This is a genomic window from Streptomyces sp. B21-083, from assembly GCF_036898825.1.
Taxonomy (GTDB): domain Bacteria; phylum Actinomycetota; class Actinomycetes; order Streptomycetales; family Streptomycetaceae; genus Streptomyces.
The window spans coordinates 3,997,543-4,017,187 of the sequence record NZ_JARUND010000001.1 but is presented as its reverse complement, the minus strand read 5'-3'; the positions used below and the strand labels follow the sequence as shown (position 1 = coordinate 4,017,187).

Here is a 19,645-nt window from a genome sequence, read left to right as displayed (position 1 = left end):
TCGTCGAAACTCGCCGGAAAATGGGCGGCACCCGAACGTAGGCTGGGACGCATGACCACTACGGGGGATGAGCACGCCGCGGCCCTGACCGGGCCCTGGTGGTGGACCAGGTGGCGCGGTGCGGTGCTGGATGTGGGTCTCGCGTCGGTGTCCGCCGTGGAGTGCGCCGGGGAGGGCGTCCGGTTCGCTCGGGAGGCGGGGATCCCGGTGTCCGCCGGGATTTTGTTCGGGCTTGTCGCCGGGTCCGTGCTGGTGTTTCGGCGGCGGTGGCCGATCGCTGTCGTGCTGGTGTCGATCGCCGTCGGGCCGGCCCAGATGGGCTATCTGATGGGCGTCGTCGGGTTGTACACGCTCGCCGCCTCCGAGCTGCCCCGGCGGATCATCGGGGCGCTGGCGGGGATGGCGATGGTGGGGACGCTCATCGTGACGTTCGTGCGGTCGCACCAGGGTGTGGCGGACGGGGGTCTGAAGATCGGGGACTGGCTGGTCCCGATCGTCGCCATCCTCACGTCGTTGGGTGCGACCGCGCCGCCGTTGCTGCTCGGGTTGTACGTGGGGGCGCGGCGGCGGTTGATGGAGAGTCTTCGGGAGCGGGCGGACAGTCTGGAGCGGGAGCTTCAGTTGCTGGCGGAGCGGGCCGAGGAGCGGGCGGAGTGGGCGCGGAACGAGGAGCGGACGCGTATCGCCCGTGAGATGCACGACGTGGTGGCGCATCGGGTGAGTCTGATGGTGGTGCATGCGGCGGCTCTGCAGGCGATCGCCCGGAAGGATCCTGAGAAGGCTGTGCGGAATGCCGCTCTTGTGGGGGACATGGGGCGGCAGGCGTTGACCGAGTTGCGGGAGATGCTCGGGGTGTTGCGGTCGGGGGAGGGTTTGGAGCGGCGGGTGCAGGGTGTGCCGTTGGCGGCGGTGGGGGTGGCCGCGGCGGTGGCCGCGTCTCGTGCCGCGTCGGGTGGTGAGGGTGTGGGGGACGGGCCGTGTCTGTCCGAGTTGGAGGAGTTGATCGGGCAGTCGGCGGCCGCGGGGATGGTGGTGGCGCTGTCGGTCGAGGGGGAGGTGCGGTTGTACGGCGCGGAGGTGGAGCAGACGGCGTACCGGGTGGTGCAGGAGGCGTTGACGAACGTCCACAAGCACGCGGCGGGTGCGAAGACGCACGTACGGCTGGCGCATCGGGGTGACGAGATCGCGATGCAGGTGGAGAACGAGCCGCCGCCCGAGCCCGTGTCGGGCTCTTCGGTGCGGTTTCCGTCGGGGGGTAACGGTCTGCTCGGGATGAAGGAGCGGGTTGCCGCGTTGGGCGGGGTGTTCGTGTCCGGGTCGACGGAGGCGGGGGGGTTTCGGGTGTCGGCGGTCATCCCGACCTAGTGGTTTGGCCTGGGGTGTTGCCGGTGTTGCCCAGTGCGGGTGCCGGGGTGCCGGGGTGCCGGGGTGCCGGGGTGTGTGGGTTTCAGGGGGCTGTCAGGCGTGCGGGTTCCAGGCCGGTGATCAGGGTGGCGAGGGCCTGGTCGAGGTCGTGGCCGAGGTACCAGTCTCCGGTGTGGTCGAGGGCGTAGACGCGGCCTGACGTGTCGATGGCGAGGAGGGTCTGGGTCTCGGGTTCCTCGCCGAGGGGGCAGACCTCGGTGTCGAGGGCGCGGCCGAGGTCGGCGAGGGTGCGGGCCATGTGGAGGCCGTGGAGGGGGTCGAGGTGCAGGGCGGTGGGGGCGACCTGGCGGCCGGGGCCGGGGGGTGTGATGTGCAGGCCGCCGAACTCGGCCCAGGCTTCGACGGCGGCGGGGAAGACCGCGTGGCGGTGGCCGGCGGGGGAGGCGTGGCCGCGTAGGGCGTCGGCCCAGATCTCGGCCTGTTTTATGTCCCAGCGGCCTGGCTGCCAGCCGGCGGCGCGCAGCGCGGCGTCGACGGCTACGGGGAAGCGGGTGGTGGAGGTGCGGTCGGTGTGCATCTGCCGTTCGATCGTCGAGGTCATGGACCGGCGCGTGCCCGGTGCGGCGCCGTCGTGCGGTGGGGGGTCTGGGGAGGGGTGGGGGGCGTCAGTCGGTGGGGGGCGACGAGTCGACTATGCGGACGCCGAAGTGGGCGCTGAGTGCTGTGCAGGAGCGGCAGGGTGTGGCGAAGCTGCCGTGGAGGGGGTCGCCGTCCTCGCGGATGTGGCGGGCGGTGAGTTTGGCTTGTTTGAGTGCTCTGCGGGCTTCGCCGTTGGTCATGGGTTTGCGGGCGGCGCGTCGGCTGCGGGCTTCGTCGGCGAGGGTGATCTGCCGGGATATGAGGAGTGCCTCGGCGCAGCGGCCGGTGGAGCGGTCGCGGTGGGTGCTGGCGAGGGTGTCCAGGAAGTCCTGGACGAGGGGGTGCAGGGCGGGTGGCTGGTCGGCGCGTGCGGCGGTGCCGGTGAGGGTGGCGCCGCGTACGGAGAGGGCGGCGGCGACAGTGGGGAGTATGCCGTCGCGGCGGTGGCGGAGGGTCGGGACGCGGGGCGTCTCGTTGCTGCTCCAGCCGACGCGTGGGTCGCCGCCGGGTCTGCCGGTCGTACCGGGCATTTCGGGCGTGAGTGTTCTCGCTGGGTTGTCTGTCGGCCGTTCTGCCGGCCTTCCCGTCTGAGTCCCTGTCTGTGTCGCGTTCATGATCGTCATCCCCTCCGGTGTCTCCCCCGTACAACGCTCCGGCGGACACAGAGTGCCAAATAGCGCGCCTGGTGCGGTAGCTGGGGCGGTGTGACACGCCAGGGCTTCGTCGCACCGTCACGGCAGGGTGACGGCTGGTCACGGAAGCGGGGGGCCGGTGACCGGCGCCGGTGACCGGTGTCGGCGTACCGCATAGGCTGTCGGGCAGCCGCGATCCGCAGCGCCGTCCGGGTTGCTGTCCGCACTGATGTGCTGACAGGCGGGACGGCGGTGATGTGACGTGACGTGTTGTGACAGACGTACGGGTCGTACTGATGTACAGGCCTTTTTAAACGCCGCAGGGGGCAACCGCCATGACGACAGGTCGGCTCGGGCAGCGAGCCGTGCCGCCGAACGCGGCCTATGCCGGGCAGGTCGTGCACTTCCCGGACCCGGTACGGGCCACCCGGCACCCGAGAGGGGTGCGGGTCGACGAGCGCGGTTATCCCGACTTCTCGCTCTACGCGCGTGCGGTGGCGGAGATCGCGGAGCCGCCCGAGGGTTTCGGCGTCGACGAACTGCGGCTGACGGACTACGTGTCGGCGAACGCGGCGCTCGCCGCGTCCGGGCACGAGCTGTGGGACACGGTTCCGGCGGTGGCGACGCCGCACGGCTGGACCTGGCACCACGTACCCGGTGGGCGGCGGTTGGAGCTCGTGCCGGTCGAGGTGAAGGCGCTGCTGCGGCATCACGGCGGGATCGCGACGTCGGCCGTCGACCAGCACAAGCGCGGTACGCGGCCGCTGCAGGAGACGCGGCCCGCGCATTTCGCGTTGCCGAAGTCGGCGGTGGCGGTGACCGAGTCGCAGGTGCAGGGCGTCGAGGAGGACCTCGGCTACCGGCTGCCGGGGGCGTACCGGTCGTTCCTGAAGGCGGCGGGCGGGTGCGCGCCGGTGGGTGCGGCGCTCGACGCCGAGCTGGGGCTGCTGGTGGACCAGCCGTTCTTCACGGTGCGGGACGAGGCGGCGGTCAACGACCTCGTGTACGTCAACAAGTGTCTGCGTGATCATCTGACGAAGGACTATCTGTGCGTCGGTTTCGTGCAGGGTGGTCTGCTGGCTGTGCGGGTGAAGGGTGAGCGGCTCGGGTCGGTGTGGTTCTGCGCGTACGACGACGCGCGGGACGTCGATCCGACGTGGCCGCCGGCCGACCGGGTGGAGCGGCTGCTGCTGCCGTGCGGCGACGACTTCGACCAGTTCCTGTCCCGGCTCGCGGGCAATCCGCCGGAGCTGGAGACGGTGGCGAACCTGATGGTGGACGGCGGTTTCGCGCGTGCGGTTCCGGTGCCGTCCCAGGTGTCTTCGGCGTCTTCGGTGTCTTCGGTGGGGGAGTGACTGACCGATGGTGACGTTCGCGCAGGCGCAGGAGCACGCCGAGGAATGGGTCAACGGGGATGTGCCGTCGTATCAGCACCGGGAGGTGCGGGTACGGGAGTTCGAGCTCGGGTTCGTGGTCTGGGCGGAGGACCGCGCGGAGGGTCCGCGTTCGGACGGGGGCGCGCAGCGGCTGGTCCTGGCCCGGGACAGCGGCGAGGCCACGCTGTGGCCAGCCCTGCCGGTCGGTGAGGTGATCCGCCGGTACGAGGAGGAGTACGGCCGTGCGGCCTCGGTCGAGGACGCGGTACCGGCGCCTCCGGCCCGGGTCGACCTGAACCAGACGTCGTTCCTGCTGACTCCGCCGGAGTGGTTGCAGGAGGCGGCGGACAAGCTGGGGATCCAGCCTGACCGGCGGTCGGGCGCGGGTGCCTCCGGCGGTGGGGCGGCGTCGGGTTCCGGAGCCTCCTCGGGCGGGGGGCCGGTGGACTCGGTGCCGCCGGGGGCCACGCCCTGGACGGGGACCGACACGACGAGTGTGGACGCGGGCGAGGACCTTTCCGTGCCCCTGCCGGCGACCGTGTTCTCGCCGCCGCTCGGCGACGACGACCGCGACGCCCTCAACGGTGCCGCGGCGGCTTCGGGGCTCGCGGAGACCGCGGGGTACGGGTATCCGCAGGGGGCGCCCGGTGCGCCCACCCCTCCGGCGCGGGCGCTCGCGCCGAACGCCGGCGAGATCGCCGACGCGGCGACCAGCAAGGCCCCGCCGCCGCGCGGTGCCCGGGGTGCGAGCACCCCGCCTCCGCCGGGCGCACCTGGAACTCCGGGCGCCCGTCCGGGAGTTGCGCCTCCTCCTCCGCCGGGGCCCGGCCCCGCCGGTGGTTACGCGCCCACGCAGTTCGTTTCCGCCCTCGACGCCGAAGGGGCTGCCGGGGCTGCCGGGGTCGGCGGTCCGGATCCCGCGGGCGTGCAGAATCGGCCGGGGGCGCCTTCTGGGGGCGTTCATCAGGCCGCGACGATGTTCTCCGGTCCGGGTGGGACCGGCGGGGCCGGTGCGCCCCAGCCTCCGGCGGCTCCCGGGGTTCCGGGCGGGGGTGCGGGTCAGGTTCCGGGTGCGCCGGGTGCCCCTGGTGGGTCCGGTCGGCTCGGGGTGTCCGGTGCTCCTCGGCCTCCGGGTGCGCCGAACCCGCCCGGCGTTCCGTTGCCTCCGGGTCCGCCCGGAGCTCCGGGTGCCCCTGGTGCCTCGAACCGGCCCGGCGTTGCGCACTCGCCCGGGGGTACCCCTCCCGACGGTGTACACCAGGCCGCGACCATGTTCGCGGACCCCCAGGGCGGCGCCGCCAACGTGCCCCGTCCGCCGGGCGCGCCAGGGAGCCCTGGAGCTGCCCGGCCTACGGGTGCGCCGGGCGTACCGTCCGCTCCGTCCGCTCCGGGTGCTCCGGGCGTACCGTCCGCGCCTGGTGCTCCCCAGCCTCCCGGTGTTCCTGGGACCCCGGGTGCCGTGCACTATGCCGAGACCATGCTGGCCGGCCCCCCGGTCGCCGGTCCCGGCATGCCCCCGCCGCCTCCGGCCGTCGGTGTACCTGGTCCTCCCGGCCCCCCCAACGCACCGGGGTTCCCCGGCGCTCCGGGCGGCCATGGCGCGCCTGGCGGGCAGGGTGCCCCCGGTTTCGCGGGTGCTCAGGGCGCGCCGGGCGGGCAGGGTGCCCCCGGTGCGCCGGGCGGTTACCCCACCCCGGGCGCGCAAGGTGGTCCCGGGTTTCCTGGCGGCTCCGGGTTCCCCGGTTCGTCCGGCGTCCCGGGTGCCCACGGCACCCATGGAACCCCTGGCACCCCTGGCGCGCCTCCCGGCGTTCCTCAGCCCCCTGTGTCCCCCGGTGCGACGCCGCCGCCCGGTATGCACGCGCCGGGTGGTCCGCCTGTGCCCGGGATGGCGGCGCCCGGTTTCGCGGGGCACCCCCGGTCGGCGTCCGCCTCCGGGTTTCCGCCGCCTCCCGCGCCGAACCTCGCGGCCCCTCCCGGCGCTCAGCCCCCCTCGTACGGTTACCCCCCGCCCGGGCAGCCCACGGTCGGTCCCGGCTATCAGGCCGTTCTTCGTTACCGGGCGCCCGACGGGTCCGAGCAGCAGGTGATCCGGAGGTCCGCGCCGGGGACGCCGCATCCGGAGTGGCAGATCTTCCACGAGCTGCGGGCGATGAACATCCCGCCGGATCAGGTCCTCGAACTGCACACCGAGTTGGAGAGCTGTGAGCTGCCGGGTGCCTACTGCGCGCGCATGATCCGCGAGCAGTGGCCGAACGCCCGCATCACGAGCATCGCGCCCTACGGCACCGATCACGCGAGCCGTCAGCAGGGCATGGCCCAACTCCTCGCGCACCAGGGTGAGTTGCACCAGGTGGCGGATGGTCCGGCACGACCGGGGCCGGTGCGTACGCCGCTTCCGCCGGTGCAGCCCGCGCCGCCGATCCCCCCGGAGGGGGTCGCGCAGGAGCTGGCCGGTGCGTTCGGGCCCGGGGTGTTCCGGTTCGACCAGGCGGCGGTGTCGCGGCAGGGGGTGCCGCCGATCGTGGCGCACACGCTGGTCGTCGCCGGGCTGCCCGCCGACATGGGGCCGTTCTTCTGGGCGCAGGCCCAGCCGGGGCGGCCGGTGCCGACACTCGCGGAGCTGGCGCAGGAGCGTGGGGTGCGGCCGGCGTCGGACGCCGGGTCGTATCTCGTGATGGGCAGCGACTTCGGCAGGGCGGTCTGCGTGCAGTACGGGACGGCGAACATCGTCGCGGTGCCCGTGGAGGCGGGGCCGGGCGGAGCGCCCGTACCGCCGCAGTTCGTGAACACGGGGCTGCCGGAGTTCGCGCGCTGTCTCGCGCTGCTCGGCCGTATGTGGCGGCTGCGCCACGGCCTCAACCAGGAGCAGGCGGGCCGCTGGACCGTCGACTTCCAGGTTCAGCTCGCCTCCCTCGACCCGGCGGCGCTCGGCTCCCCGGAGAGCTGGTGGTCGGTGCTGCTGGAGCAGATGTGGGACGGGTTGCTCTAGCCGGCCGGCGGGGCTGTTTCGGAAGGGGGGTGGGTGACCGTACGACGTACGGTCACCCACCCCCCTTCCGCGTACCGGTCGTGACTCGGCCCGGAGTGTCGCGTTAGGCACATTTCATCCCAATCCATCAAGATGTGCGCGAATCATTACGTCGTACGCGGAGAGGGGTTGCAGGATGAGCGGCGCAGCGATGTCGTACGGTTTCGTGGCCGGTTTCGGGGCCGGACGGGGGCGCGGTTACCGGCCCGATCAGGTCGACGCGTACGCCGCCGCGCTCTCCGCGGAGCGGGACGCGGCCTGGGAGCGGGCCGCGCGGCTGACCGTGCTCGCCCGGGAGATGGACGCGGAGTCGGAGCGGCTGCGGGAGGTCGTGGCGGCGCTGGAGCCGCAGACGTACGACAGCCTCGGTGAACGCGCCCGGCAGCTCTTCGAGTTGGGCGTCGAGGAGGCCGGCGCGGTGCGGGAGCGGGGGCGGAGCGAGGCGCGGCAGCTGGTCGCGGCGGCCGAGGCCCGCGCCGACGCGCTGCTGGAGGCCGCGGGCGCCGCCGCCGAGACCGTACGGACCGAGGCCGAGGAACGTGCCCGGCACCGGCTGCTCGCCGCCCGCGCCGAGGCCGACGAGATCCGGATCGGCGCCCGGCGGGAGGTCAAGGAGGGCCGGGGGGAGGCGCTGGCCGCGTTGCGGGAGATGCGGCTGCGGACCTCGGGGCTGCTCGCCGAGCAGGAGAAGGAGTACGCCGAGCGGTGGGCCGCGGCGGAACGGCTCTCCGCCGAGCGTGAAGTCGCCCTGGAGGCACGGAACATGGAGCGGGTTGCGGCTGCCGAGGCCGCGCTGTCCGAGGCGGAGCGGGCCTTCGCGGAGGCCGAGGGATCGGTCGGGCGCACCGAGGAATACGCCCGGATCCGCGCCGCCGAGATCCTCGCCGAGGCCCGCGTCCAGGAGGACCGCGTCGCCCGCGAGACGGAGCGCCTGCTGCGGGAGCACGGGCAGGAGTGGGACGACGTACAGGCCCACATGGACCATGTACGCAGCAGCCTGACCACGCTCACGGGGCGGGCGGCGGCGGAGTAGAAACGGCTGAAGTCCCGCGCCACCCGTTCCGCTACCGGCCCCAACTGGTCCCTTTCCCCTACTGGTTCCTTTCCCCTGCCCGCCCCTACTGGTCCCTCTCCAGCACCGGAAACCTTCGCGGCGCCAGCACCAGCAGCACCACGAAGGCCAGTGCCGCCGCGCCCGCCGCTCCGAAGTACACCGAGTGCACCGCGTCCGCGATCGCCCGGCGGGTCGCCTCCGTCGCGGTGCTCGTGCCCAGCGACCTGGTCACCGAGTCCAGGTCGCCCGCGCCGCCCAGCCGGGACGCCAGTACGCCGTTGGCCACCGCGCCGAACAGGGCCGCGCCGATCGTCTGGCCGCTCTGGCGGCAGAACAGCACCGACGCCGTCGTCGTGCCGCGCTCCGACCAGCCGACCGTCGACTGGACGCCCACTATCAGCGGAAGTTGGAAGAGACCGAGAGCGCCGCCGAGCAGCAGCATCAGAAGCGTGGGCTGCCAGGGAGAGCCCGGGTAGGGGAGGTAGGGGAACGCCAGCAGGATCAGGGTCGCCGTGCCGATGCCGAGCACCGCCGTGTCGCGGAAGCCGATCCTGCGGTACACGTGCTGGCTCAGCGCCGCCGACACCGGCCAGCTCAACGTCCATACGGACAGCACGAATCCGGCCGCGATCGGGGTCAGGCCCAGCACCGACTGGGCGTACGTCGGCAGGAACACCGTCGGGGCCACCATCAGCAGGCCCAGCGCGCCCAGCGCCAGGTTGACCGCCGCGATCGTGGGGCGCCGCCACACCCACCCGGGGATGATCGGCTCGGCCGCGCGGCGTTCGATCACGACGACGAGCAGCACGAGCGCAAGTCCCGTACCGAAGAAGGCGGTTGACGGCCACGACAGCCAGGGCCAGGCCACGCCGCCCTGGACGAGGGCCGTCAGGAGTACGCCGCCGCACGCGAAGACCGCCAGCGCGCCGGCCCAGTCGATGCGCGGGCGGACGCCGGAGGTGTCACGCTGCGGTTCGTGGAGGTGGCGGGCCAGGAGCCACATCGCCACCGCGCCGACGGGGAGGTTGACGAGGAAGATCCAGCGCCAGTCGGCGTAGGCCGCCAGGATCCCGCCCACCGCGGGGCCCGCCACCGCCGAGGTCGCCCACACGGTCGACAACTTCGCCTGGATCTTGGGGCGTTGCTCCAGCGGGTAGAGGTCGGCGGCCAGCGTCTGGACCGTGCCCTGGAGGGCGCCGCCGCCGAGGCCCTGGATGATCCGGAACGCGATCAGCGCGCCCATGTTCCAGGCCAGCGCGCAGAGCAGCGAGCCGGCGAGAAACAGGGCACAGCCCGCTATCAGGACCGGTTTGCGGCCGAAGGTGTCGGAGAGCTTGCCGTAGACCGGGAGGGTGACCGTGACGGCCAGCAGGTAGCCCGAGAACAGCCAGGAGAAGACGGAGAAGCCGCCGAGGTCGCCGACGATCTGCGGTACGGCGGTGGACACGATGGTGGAGTCGAGCGCGGCCAGCGCCATCGCGAGCATCAGGGCGGCGACGACGGCCCCTCGTTTCCCGGTTCCGGTGCGCTGCGCGGTGTCGCGTGTCTCGGGTCTCGTACGGCGCCCACTGCCCACCAGGTTTCCTTTCCCCCTGCATCTATCTGCCGACGGTCACTCTGCCACTTGACCCTCACGCGGCGGGAGGGTGGAGCGTGGCCGGGCAGGAGGGTGGAGGCAACCCCGAGACCCGCTCCACCGAGGGGTGGACAGCCCCTAGGGGTACCTCCTTACTAAGGCTCGGGGAGGGTTCGTACCGACGGAGGACGAGACGGGGCGCCCCAGCTCCTTAACCTGGCTTTACGCCGCTGGGGACGGCGTTCCTGAACTTCGGGGGTGGGGTTTTCCCCCGCACAAGACTGCGCTGGGCACCAGAGACCCGGACCCCCTCCCACCAGCAGACTCATACACACAACGCAGGGCACGACGCGAAGACACGACGCGGGACAGTCCGTCCGGCGGATCAGCGAAGCATCACCCGGGATCAGTGCGCGCTCAGCACTGACCGACTTAGGAGACATACCGTGACATCGGCTGTGACAATCACCAGGCACGGGGGCACTGGAGGGCGTACGGCCGTTGCCGCACGGGCGCGGCAGGTCGTGAAGGCGTACGGGTCCGGTGAGACCCGTGTCGTCGCCCTGGACCAGGTCGACGTGGACATCGCGCGGGGACAGTTCACCGCGATCATGGGCCCTTCGGGCTCCGGCAAGTCCACCCTCATGCACTGCCTCGCCGGCCTCGACACCGTGACGTCCGGGCAGATCTACCTCGACGACACCGAGATCACCGGGCTCAAGGACAAGAAGCTGACGCAACTGCGCCGGGACCGGATCGGGTTCATCTTCCAGGCGTTCAACCTGCTGCCGACGCTCAGCGCGTTGGAGAACATCACGCTCCCCATGGACATCGCGGGCCGCAAGCCGGACAAGGGCTGGCTGGCCCAGGTCGTCGAGACCGTGGGACTGAAGGACCGGCTCAAGCACCGGCCCAACCAGCTCTCCGGCGGTCAGCAGCAACGCGTCGCCGTGGCAAGGGCGTTGGCCGCGCGTCCCGAGATCATCTTCGGTGACGAGCCGACCGGAAACCTCGACTCCCGTGCGGGCGCTGAGGTGTTGGGCTTCCTGCGCCGCTCGGTGGACGAGCTCGGCCAGACCATCGTGATGGTCACGCACGACCCGGTGGCCGCCTCGTACGCCGACCGGGTGCTGTATCTGGCGGACGGGCGGATCGTCGACGAGATGTTCCGGCCGACCGCCGACAGCGTCCTCGACCGTATGAAGGACTTCGACGCGCGGGGGCGTACGTCATGACTGTGCTGAAGACCTCGATGCGCAACTTCTTCGCGCACAAGGGCCGGATGGCTCTCTCGGCGGTGGCCGTGCTGCTGTCGGTGGGGTTCGTGTGCGGGACGCTCGTCTTCACCGACACCATGAACACGACGTTCGACAAGCTCTTCTCGACCACGTCGTCCGACGTCACGGTGTCGCCGAAGGCGGCCAAGAGCGACGACACCCCGCAGAACGGGGTGCCCGAGTCGCTGCCGGCCTCCGTGCTCGCCAAGGCGCAGCAGGCCGAGGGCGTCAAGTCGGCCGAGGGCTCGGTCAGTTCGATGAACGTGACGGTCGTCAACAGCGACAACGAGAACATGGGGTCCACCACCGGCGCTCCGACCATCGCGGGCAACTGGACACGCAACGACCTGCGTTCGATGGAGATCACCAGCGGTCACGCACCCCGCGGGCCCACCGAGGTGATGGTCGACGCCGACACCGCCGACAAGCACCATCTGAAGATGGGCGACGAGCTTCGTACCATCGCGCAGACCGGTGACATCCGGGCGCGGATCGTCGGCATAGCCACCTTCAAGGTGACCAATCCCGGTGCGGCCGTCGTCTACTTCGACACCGCCACCGCACAGCGCGAACTCCTCGGCGCCACCGGCCGGTTCACCCAGCTCAACGTCACGGCCGCCGGCGGGGTCACCGACACACAGCTCAAGCGGAACGTCACCCGGGCCCTGACGGCCGACGGTGTGTTCAAGGTGCAGACGCAGAAGGAGTTCTCCGACGAGAGCCGAGAAGGCATCGGCCAGTTCATGAACGTCATCAAGTACGCCATGCTCGGCTTCGCCGGAATCGCGTTCCTGGTCGGCATCTTCCTGATCATCAACACCTTCTCGATGCTGGTCGCCCAGCGGACCCGCGAGATCGGCCTGATGCGGGCGATCGGCTCCTCCCGCAAGCAGGTCAACCGGTCCGTGCTGGTGGAGGCGCTGCTGCTCGGCTTCGTCGGATCGATCCTCGGTGTCGGCGCGGGGGTCGGCATCGCGGTCGGCCTGATGAAGCTGATGGCGATGGCAGGCATGAACCTCTCCACCGAGGACCTCACCGTCAAGGCGACCACCCCGGTGATCGGTCTGGTCCTCGGCGTCGTCGTCACCGTCTTCGCCGCCTACCTCCCGGCACGCCGGGCGGGCAAGGTCTCCCCGATGGCCGCCCTGCGCGACGCCGGTACCCCGGCCGACGGCAAGGCGGGCCTCGTACGGGGACTCATCGGCCTCGTCCTGACGGGCGCCGGCGGCTTCGCCCTCTACCTGGCAGCCACCGCCGACAACGCCAGCGACGGCTCGCTGGTCCTCGGCGCGGGAGTCGTGCTCACGCTCCTCGGGTTCGTGATCATCGGCCCGCTCCTCGCCGGCGGTGTCGTACGGGTGCTCAGCGCCGTGCTGCTGCGAGGCTTCGGTCCCGTCGGCCGGCTGGCCGAGCGCAACGCCCTGCGCAACCCGCGCCGCACCGGCGCCACCGGCGCGGCCCTCATGATCGGCCTCGCCCTGGTCGCCTGTCTGTCGGTGGTCGGCTCGTCGATGGTCGCCTCGGCGACGAGCGAGCTGGACAAGTCGGTCGGCGCGGACTTCATCGTCGAGGGCAACCAGCGGATCGTGCCGCAGGCGGAGAAGGCGATGCAGAACTCGCCCGGCCTCACCCACGTCACCCGCTACAAGGAGGTCGAGGTCACCCTGACCCCGCCCACCGGCAAGGCCGAGAAGACCCAGCTGACGGCCGCCGACCCGACGTACGCCTCCGACCTGCGCCGCACCACCGTCTCGGGCTCGCTGAGCGCCGCGTACGGGCTGAACGCCATGTCCATCGGCTCCGAGTACGCCAAGGACCACGGGGTGAAGGTCGGCGACACGATGACCGTCGCCTTCAAGAGCGGCTTGACGGCGAAGCTCAAGGTCGCCGCCGTCACGGACGACGACGTGGCGATCGACAAGGGCTCGCGGTACCTGTCCATCGCGACGGTGGAGAAGTACCTGCCGGCCGACAAGATCCCGCCGAACAGCGTGATGTTCGCCTCGGCGAAGAAGGGCGAGCAGGAGGCCGCGTACGCGGCGCTGAAGAAGGCCCTCGACCCCTACCCGCAGTACCAGGTCCGCGACCAGACCGACTACAAGCAGGAACTGAAGGACCAGATCGGCCAGCTCCTGAACATGGTCTACGGTCTGCTCGCCCTGGCGATCGTGGTCGCGGTCCTGGGTGTGGTGAACACCCTGGCCCTGTCGGTGGTGGAGCGGACCCGGGAGATCGGCCTGATGCGGGCGATCGGTCTGTCGCGGCTGCAACTGCGCCGGATGATCCGGCTGGAGTCGGTCGTGATCGCCCTCTTCGGCGCGATGCTCGGCCTGGGCCTGGGAATGGGCTGGGGCGCGACGGCCCAGCGACTGCTGGCCCTGGAGGGCCTGAACGTCCTGGAGATCCCCTGGCCGACGATCATGGGCGTCTTCGTCGGCTCGGCCTTCGTGGGCCTGTTCGCGGCACTGGTACCGGCGTTCAGGGCAGGACGGATGAACGTGCTGAACGCCATCGCTACGGACTAACGGACTAACGGACTAGGGGGAGCACGGGGGAACGGGGGGTACGGGGGTGGGCCCGGCGTCGGGGAGTCTTGGGGGACTCCTCGGCGCCGGGCTCCGTGACGTTTCCCGCCCCACCCTGGGGGGCGCTGCCCCCGGAGGGGCTGATTTTCAGCCCGTCCGGCGTTTGAGGACGAGGCCCCTTCAGGGTCGAAAGGGGGGGCTGGGGGCGCAGCCCCCAGGGATGGGACGGGTAGGGGCGGCGGGGGCGAGAAACACCCCGGGGCGCACGTTGTCCACAGGCGCCGCACCGGCCGACGCGGCGACGTACGCTGGACACCCCCCCGGCCCGTCACACGTGTCGGGTGGTTCGCGTTGCCCACCCCTCACAGCCCGCCCCTCACGAAAGCTCTCTCATGAGTCTGCACGGTCTGCTCGACGTCGTAGTCAAGGACGCCGCCCTCGCGGAAGCGATCAAGGCCGCCGGCGACGGCAACCGTATGCACGTCGACCTGGTCGGACCACCCGCCGCCCGTCCGTTCGCCGTGGCCGCGCTGGCCAGGCAGTCCGGGCGCCCGGTGCTGGCCGTGACCGCGACCGGTCGTGAGGCCGAGGATCTCGCGGCCGCCCTCAGAACGCTGCTGCCGCCGGACACGGTCGCCGAGTACCCGGCCTGGGAGACCCTCCCGCACGAACGCCTCTCGCCCCGCAGCGACACCGTCGGCCGTCGCCTCGCCGTACTGCGCCGCCTGACCCACCCCAGTACCGACGACCCCGAGACCGGTCCCGTGTCGGTGGTCGTGGCCCCCATCCGCTCCGTACTCCAGCCACAGGTCAAGGGGCTCGGCGAGCTGGAGCCGGTCGCGTTGCGCACCGGCGCGACCGCCGACCTGGGCACCGTCGTCGAGGCGCTGGCAGCCGCCGCGTACTCGCGCGTCGAGCTGATCGAGAAGCGGGGGGAGTTCGCCGTACGCGGCGGCATGCTGGACGTGTTCCCGCCCACCGAGGAACACCCCCTCCGGGTGGAGTTCTGGGGCGACGACATCGAGGAGATCCGTTACTTCAAGGTCTCCGACCAGCGCTCCCTGGAAGTTGCCGAGCACGGGCTGTGGGCGCCGCCCTGCCGCGAGCTGCTGCTCACCGACGAGGTGCGGGAGCGGGCCGCGGCGCTCGCCGAGGCACACCCTGAGCTGGGAGAACTGCTCGGCAAGATCGCCGAGGGGATCGCGGTCGAGGGCATGGAGTCCCTCGCCCCGGTGCTCGTCGACGACATGGAACTGCTGCTCGACGTGCTGCCCAAGGGCTCCATGGCCGTGGTGTGCGACCCGGAGCGGGTCCGGACGCGGGCCGCCGACCTGGTGGCGACCAGCCAGGAGTTCCTCCAGGCCTCCTGGGCGGCCACCGCGGGCGGCGGCGAGGCACCCATCGACGTCGGCGCGGCCTCCCTGTGGTCCATCGCGGACGTACGGGACCGGGCGCGCGAGCTGGACATGATGTGGTGGTCCGTCTCGCCGTTCGCCGCCGACGAGACGCTCACCTCCGCCGACGCGGCGGCGGGCGACGCGGACACGCTCAAGCTGGGCATGCACGCGCCCGAGACCTACCGCGGGGACACCGCGAAGGCGCTCGCCGACACCAAGGGCTGGCTCGCGGACGGCTGGCGCACGGTGTTCGTCACCGAGGCGCACGGCCCGGCCGCCCGTACGGTCGAGGTGCTCGGCAGCGAGGGCATCGCGGCCCGCCTCGACGCCGACCTGACCGCCCTGAGCCCCTCCGTCGTGCATGTGGCGTGCGGCTCGATCGACTTCGGGTTCGTCGACCCGAAGCTGAAGCTCGCCGTGCTGACCGAGACCGACCTCTCCGGACAGAAGGCCGCCGGCAAGGACGGCGCCCGTATGCCCGCCCGGCGCCGCAAGACCATCGACCCGCTGACCCTCGAGACCGGCGACTACATCGTGCACGAGCAGCACGGTGTGGGCCGGTACATCGAGATGGTCCAGCGGACCGTGCAGGGCGCGACCCGCGAGTATCTCGTGGTCGAGTACGCGCCCGCCAAACGCGGCCAGCCCGGCGACCGCCTCTACATCCCCACCGACCAGCTGGAACAGATCACCAAGTACGTCGGCGGCGAGGCACCCACCCTCCACCGCCTCGGCGGCGCCGACTGGACGAAGACCAAGGCGCGCGCCAAGAAGGCCGTCAAGGAGATCGCCGCCGATCTGATCAAGCTGTACAGCGCACGCATGGCGGCCCCCGGGCACGCCTTCGGGCCCGACACGCCCTGGCAGCGCGAGCTGGAGGACGCCTTCCCGTACGTCGAGACGCCCGACCAGCTGACCACGATCGCCGAGGTCAAGGATGACATGGAGAAGACGGTCCCCATGGACCGCCTGATCTGCGGCGACGTCGGCTACGGCAAGACGGAGATCGCCGTCCGCGCCGCCTTCAAGGCCGTCCAGGACGGCAAGCAGGTCGCCGTCCTGGTGCCCACAACTCTCCTCGTACAGCAGCACTTTGGCACCTTCGGGGAGCGCTACTCCCAATTCCCCGTCAACGTACGGGCGTTGAGCCGCTTCCAGTCGGAGACCGAGTCGAAGGCCACCCTGGAGGGCCTGCGCGAGGGTTCGGTCGACGTCGTCATCGGCACCCACCGGCTCTTCTCCTCCGAGACCAAGTTCAAGGACCTCGGGCTCGTCATCGTCGACGAGGAGCAGCGGTTCGGCGTCGAGCACAAGGAGCAGCTGAAGAAGCTGCGCGCCAACGTCGACGTACTGACCATGTCCGCGACGCCCATCCCCCGTACGCTCGAAATGGCGGTCACCGGCATCCGCGAGATGTCGACGATCACCACCCCGCCGGAGGAACGCCACCCGGTGCTGACCTTCGTCGGCCCCTACGAGGAGAAGCAGATCGGCGCCGCGATCCGCCGCGAACTCCTGCGCGAGGGCCAGGTGTTCTACATCCACAACCGGGTCGAGTCCATCGACCGGGCGGCGGCCCGGCTGCGGGAGATCGTCCCCGAGGCGCGGATCGCGACCGCCCACGGCCAGATGTCCGAGCAGGCGCTGGAACAGGTCGTCGTCGACTTCTGGGAGAAGCGGTACGACGTCCTCGTCTCGACGACGATCGTCGAGTCCGGCATCGACATCTCCAACGCCAACACCCTCATCGTGGAGCGCGGCGACAACTTCGGCCTCTCCCAACTCCACCAGCTGCGCGGGCGAGTCGGCCGTGGCCGGGAACGCGGTTACGCCTACTTCCTCTACCCGCCGGAGAAGCCCCTCACGGAGACCGCCCACGAGCGGCTCGCGACCATCGCCCAGCACACCGAGATGGGCGCCGGCATGTACGTCGCCATGAAGGACCTGGAGATCCGCGGCGCCGGAAACCTCCTCGGCGGCGAACAGTCCGGCCACATCGCCGGAGTCGGCTTCGACCTCTACGTACGGATGGTCGGCGAGGCCGTCGCGGACTACCGGGCCTCGCTGGAGGGCGGGGTGGAGGAGGAGCCGCCGCTGGAGGTCAGGATCGAGCTCCCCGTCGACGCCCACGTCCCGCACGACTACGCACCCGGCGAGCGCCTGCGTCTCGCGGCCTACCGCGCCATCGCCTCCGCGAACACGGAGGCCGACATCAAGGCCGTACGGGAGGAACTCGTCGACCGCTACGGCAAGTTGCCCGAGCCGGTCGAGAACCTGCTGCTCGTGGCGGGGCTGCGGATGCTCGCGCGGGCCTGCGGCGTCGGCGACATCGTGCTCCAGGGCGTCAACATCCGCTTCTCACCGGTGGAGTTGAGGGAGTCGCAGGAGCTGCGGCTCAAGCGCCTCTACCCGGGGACGGTCATCAAGCCGACCGCGCACCAGATCCTCGTACCGCGCCCCAAGACGGCGAAGGTCGGCGGAAAGCCGGTGGCAGGGCGGGAGTTGCTGGGCTGGACCGGCGAGTTCCTGACCTCGATCCTGGGATCGTGAGCGAGCAGGCAGTGCAGTAGGGAACAGGCAGTAGGGAACAGGAAGCGGCAACGGAGAGCGGCAACGGAGAGCGGCAAAAGAGAGCGGCAACAGGGAGCCGCCCACGGCCCGTTGGGGGTCGTGGGCGGCTTCTCCTGCTGGTGAGCCGAGGATTCAGCCGGCCTCCGGCGCTCCTCTACGGCTGTTCGGGCGTGTCGCGATCACGATCCATGCCCATCGCGCCCTCGGCTCTCCGCTGCGCGTCGTCGACCTGGCTCGTGTACTTGTCGCCCGTCTTCTCGTTGACCTTCTTCTCCGCCGCGTCGGAGGCGTTGTGCCCCATCTTGCCGCGCATCTGGTCCTTGAACTTGTCGAGGATGCCCATCCAGGAGCTCCTTCCGGAGGTGAGTCAGCATCGACGATACGCCCGGTATGCGGAATACGCCCCTTGAGTGCCGGTGGGCGCCCTGTAGCGGGGAGAGCGCGCCCGCTAGCCTGTCGACCGGCGGAAATCCGCGGGCGGGGACGTGCACGGGGCAGTAGGGGAGGGACGTAACGTGGTGTGTCTGAGGGGTGGGGGCGTCACCGCCGCCGTACTCGTGGTGGTGTTCGGCGTCGGCGGTTGCAACGGCGAGACTCTCGGGTCCGCGGGGCCCGAGAAGAGCGCGAGCGGTGCGGCAGGCGGGGGAGGCGGCGGCGGTGGAGCGGCGCTCACGGCCGTCGACTCGCTGACCGTGAAGGGGCGGGCCCCCAAGACGGGTTACGCCCGGGACCGGTTCGGCACCGCGTGGGCGGACACCGACTCCAACAAATGTGACACCCGCGACGACATCCTCAAGCGGGACCTGGCCGACGTGAAGTTCCGCAGCGGCGGCTGCAAGGTGGCCGGGGGGAAACTGGAACCGGACCCCTACAGCGGCAAGGACGTGACGTTCACTCGGGGCCGCAGCGAGGTGGACATAGACCACATCGTCGCGCTCTCCGACGCCTGGCAGAAGGGCGCCAAGTACTGGGACGCCAGCAAGCGCATAGCCCTGGCCAACGACCCGCTCAACCTCCGTGCCGTCGACGCGAGCACCAACCGCAGCAAGGGTGACGGCGACACGGCGACCTGGCTGCCGCCCAACAAGGCGTACCGCTGCACGTATGTCGCCAACCAGGTCGCCGTGAAGAAGAAGTACGAACTGTGGGTCACGGAGGCGGAGAAGACCGCGATGAAGAAGGTGCTGTCGGGATGCGCCGGGGAGTCGCTGCCCACCGGCGGCAACCCGACGGAGGCGCCGGCGCGGTTCCACGCGAACTGAGGTTGAACGCGGGGGAGTTGTGAACCGGGGTGGGTGCGAGGTGGTGTCGGTGTGGGCGTCTGCTGGGGGTTGCCGCCCGGGGATGGGGAGTGCCGTCCGGAGCCGGATGATGTCGCCGGGGCTGGGGTGCGGACCGCGATCCCGTTACCGTGACGGCCATGGAGCTGAAGGTCTCGTCCCTCGCCGAGCGTCCCGAGATGTATCGCCAGGTCGTCGAAATGCCTGACACCTGGCCGGAGTTGATGCAGCACGACTTCACGGGCAACGCCCACTACGACCGCATCGCCACCGAACTCCCGCAGCACGTCCTGTTCGCCGAGGACGAGCGGGGCGAGATCGTCGCGCACGCCTACAGCGTCCCCTTCGCGCTCGCCGCCGAGGGACGGGGCGGGGGCCGACTGCCCGCCCGTGGCTGGGACCAGGTCCTCGTATGGGCGTTCCAGGACCTGCGTGCCGGTACGCGTCCGGACACGGTGAGCGCGATCTCGATCGTCGTCTCCCCGCACGCACAGGGCACGGGACTGTCCGGACGTATGCTCGCGGCGATGCGGGACAACGCCGCCGCGCACGGCTTCCGCGAGGTCGTCGCCCCCGTCCGGCCCAGCGCCAAACACCTGGAGCCTCGGACACCGATCACCGAGTACGCGTACCGGGTGCGCGAGGACGGACTGCCCTACGACCCCTGGCTGCGCGTGCACGCCCGTGCCGGCGCCACGATCGTCGCCATGGCACCGGCGTCGATGTGCGTCGCGGCCTCGCTGGAGGAGTGGCGCGCCTGGACCGGCCTGCCCTTCGACAGTGAGGGCGAGGTGGAGGTACCCGGCGCGCTGGCACCGGTGCGGTGCGACCTGGCACACGGGTTCGGGGTCTACGTGGAGCCCAACGTGTGGATGCGGCACACGCTGTGACCGTCCCTCCGGCCCCTGGCGCCCGGCGGTCC

Annotated in this window: 13 protein-coding genes; 9 read left to right on the top strand and 4 right to left on the bottom strand. The window is 71.3% G+C overall.

Annotated features, from left to right (window positions below; translation table 11 throughout):
* Positions 1–51 precede the first annotated feature (51 nt).
* Positions 52–1,365 (top strand): sensor histidine kinase, encoded by a 1,314-nt coding sequence (locus tag QA861_RS17950; RefSeq protein ID WP_334589332.1) that lies wholly within the window; start codon positions 52–54, stop codon positions 1,363–1,365.
* A gap of 82 nt (positions 1,366–1,447) precedes the next feature.
* Here QA861_RS17950 and QA861_RS17945 read toward each other — a convergent pair whose 3' ends face one another.
* Both QA861_RS17945 and QA861_RS17940 read right to left on the bottom strand, forming a co-directional pair.
* Positions 1,448–1,942, bottom strand: a complete 495-nt coding sequence (locus tag QA861_RS17945; protein ID WP_334590611.1) for an SUKH-3 domain-containing protein — start codon at positions 1,940–1,942, stop codon at positions 1,448–1,450.
* An 88-nt stretch (positions 1,943–2,030) separates the two neighbouring features.
* Entirely contained in the window at positions 2,031–2,618 is a 588-nt protein-coding gene (locus QA861_RS17940; protein ID WP_334589331.1) for a YwqJ-related putative deaminase, read from the bottom strand.
* Between the two features lie 353 nt (positions 2,619–2,971).
* Between QA861_RS17940 and QA861_RS17935 the strand changes: the two genes are divergently transcribed.
* The 3 genes from QA861_RS17935 (at position 2,972) to QA861_RS17925 (ending at position 8,076) form a co-directional block, all read left to right on the top strand.
* On the top strand, positions 2,972–3,991 hold the full coding sequence (locus tag QA861_RS17935; protein ID WP_334589330.1) for an SMI1/KNR4 family protein: 1,020 nt from the start codon (positions 2,972–2,974) through the stop codon (positions 3,989–3,991).
* Positions 3,992–3,998: 7 nt separating this feature from the next.
* Positions 3,999–7,004 carry an SUKH-4 family immunity protein gene (locus tag QA861_RS17930; RefSeq protein ID WP_334589329.1) on the top strand — a complete coding sequence of 1,002 codons (3,006 nt, stop codon included), beginning with the start codon at positions 3,999–4,001 and terminating at the stop codon, positions 7,002–7,004.
* 175 nt (positions 7,005–7,179) lie between these two features.
* Positions 7,180–8,076, top strand: a complete 897-nt coding sequence (locus tag QA861_RS17925) for a coiled-coil domain-containing protein (RefSeq protein ID WP_334589328.1) — start codon at positions 7,180–7,182, stop codon at positions 8,074–8,076.
* A gap of 85 nt (positions 8,077–8,161) precedes the next feature.
* On the opposite strand, the gene QA861_RS17920 is transcribed toward QA861_RS17925, so the two are convergent.
* Entirely contained in the window at positions 8,162–9,676 is a 1,515-nt protein-coding gene (locus QA861_RS17920; RefSeq protein WP_443041563.1) for an MFS transporter, read from the bottom strand.
* Between the two features lie 443 nt (positions 9,677–10,119).
* Between QA861_RS17920 and QA861_RS17915 the strand changes: the two genes are divergently transcribed.
* The 3 genes from QA861_RS17915 (at position 10,120) to mfd (ending at position 17,422) form a co-directional block, all read left to right on the top strand.
* Positions 10,120–10,908, top strand: coding sequence for an ABC transporter ATP-binding protein (locus QA861_RS17915; RefSeq protein WP_044473866.1), 789 nt, complete (start codon positions 10,120–10,122; stop codon positions 10,906–10,908).
* Positions 10,905–13,475: an ABC transporter permease gene (locus QA861_RS17910; protein WP_334589326.1), complete on the top strand. Its 2,571-nt coding sequence runs from the start codon at positions 10,905–10,907 to the stop codon at positions 13,473–13,475. The genes QA861_RS17915 and QA861_RS17910 overlap by 4 nt, the downstream gene beginning before the upstream one ends.
* 392 nt (positions 13,476–13,867) lie before the next feature.
* Complete coding sequence (mfd, locus tag QA861_RS17905; protein ID WP_334589325.1) at positions 13,868–17,422, top strand: transcription-repair coupling factor; 3,555 nt, start codon at positions 13,868–13,870, stop codon at positions 17,420–17,422.
* Positions 17,423–17,597: 175 nt separating this feature from the next.
* Here the strand turns inward: mfd and QA861_RS17900 are convergent, their stop codons facing one another.
* Positions 17,598–17,786, bottom strand: a complete 189-nt coding sequence (locus tag QA861_RS17900; protein WP_334589324.1) for an Rv0909 family putative TA system antitoxin — start codon at positions 17,784–17,786, stop codon at positions 17,598–17,600.
* A 175-nt stretch (positions 17,787–17,961) separates the two neighbouring features.
* Here QA861_RS17900 and QA861_RS17895 point away from each other — a divergent pair, with 175 nt between their 5' ends.
* Together QA861_RS17895 and QA861_RS17890 are read left to right on the top strand one after the other, a co-directional pair.
* Positions 17,962–18,705, top strand: coding sequence for an HNH endonuclease family protein (locus QA861_RS17895; protein ID WP_443041562.1), 744 nt, complete (start codon positions 17,962–17,964; stop codon positions 18,703–18,705).
* Positions 18,706–18,863: 158 nt separating this feature from the next.
* Positions 18,864–19,613 (top strand): GNAT family N-acetyltransferase, encoded by a 750-nt coding sequence (locus QA861_RS17890; RefSeq protein WP_334589322.1) that lies wholly within the window; start codon positions 18,864–18,866, stop codon positions 19,611–19,613.
* Positions 19,614–19,645: the final 32 nt, after the last annotated feature.

What these genes read in the sequence shown, in the direction of transcription:
- QA861_RS17890 (WP_334589322.1), top strand. Translation starts at nt 18,864, where the DNA reads ATGGAGCTGAAGGTCTCGTCCCTCGCCGAGCGTCCCGAGATGTATCGC.
- QA861_RS17925 (WP_334589328.1), top strand. Translation starts at nt 7,180, where the DNA reads ATGAGCGGCGCAGCGATGTCGTACGGTTTCGTGGCCGGTTTCGGGGCC.
- QA861_RS17910 (WP_334589326.1), top strand. Translation starts at nt 10,905, where the DNA reads ATGACTGTGCTGAAGACCTCGATGCGCAACTTCTTCGCGCACAAGGGC.
- QA861_RS17945 (WP_334590611.1), bottom strand. Translation starts at nt 1,942, where the DNA reads ATGCACACCGACCGCACCTCCACCACCCGCTTCCCCGTAGCCGTCGAC.
- QA861_RS17940 (WP_334589331.1), bottom strand. Translation starts at nt 2,618, where the DNA reads ATGAACGCGACACAGACAGGGACTCAGACGGGAAGGCCGGCAGAACGG.
- QA861_RS17900 (WP_334589324.1), bottom strand. Translation starts at nt 17,786, where the DNA reads ATGGGCATCCTCGACAAGTTCAAGGACCAGATGCGCGGCAAGATGGGG.
- QA861_RS17930 (WP_334589329.1), top strand. Translation starts at nt 3,999, where the DNA reads ATGGTGACGTTCGCGCAGGCGCAGGAGCACGCCGAGGAATGGGTCAAC.
- mfd (WP_334589325.1), top strand. Translation starts at nt 13,868, where the DNA reads ATGAGTCTGCACGGTCTGCTCGACGTCGTAGTCAAGGACGCCGCCCTC.
- QA861_RS17935 (WP_334589330.1), top strand. Translation starts at nt 2,972, where the DNA reads ATGACGACAGGTCGGCTCGGGCAGCGAGCCGTGCCGCCGAACGCGGCC.
- QA861_RS17950 (WP_334589332.1), top strand. Translation starts at nt 52, where the DNA reads ATGACCACTACGGGGGATGAGCACGCCGCGGCCCTGACCGGGCCCTGG.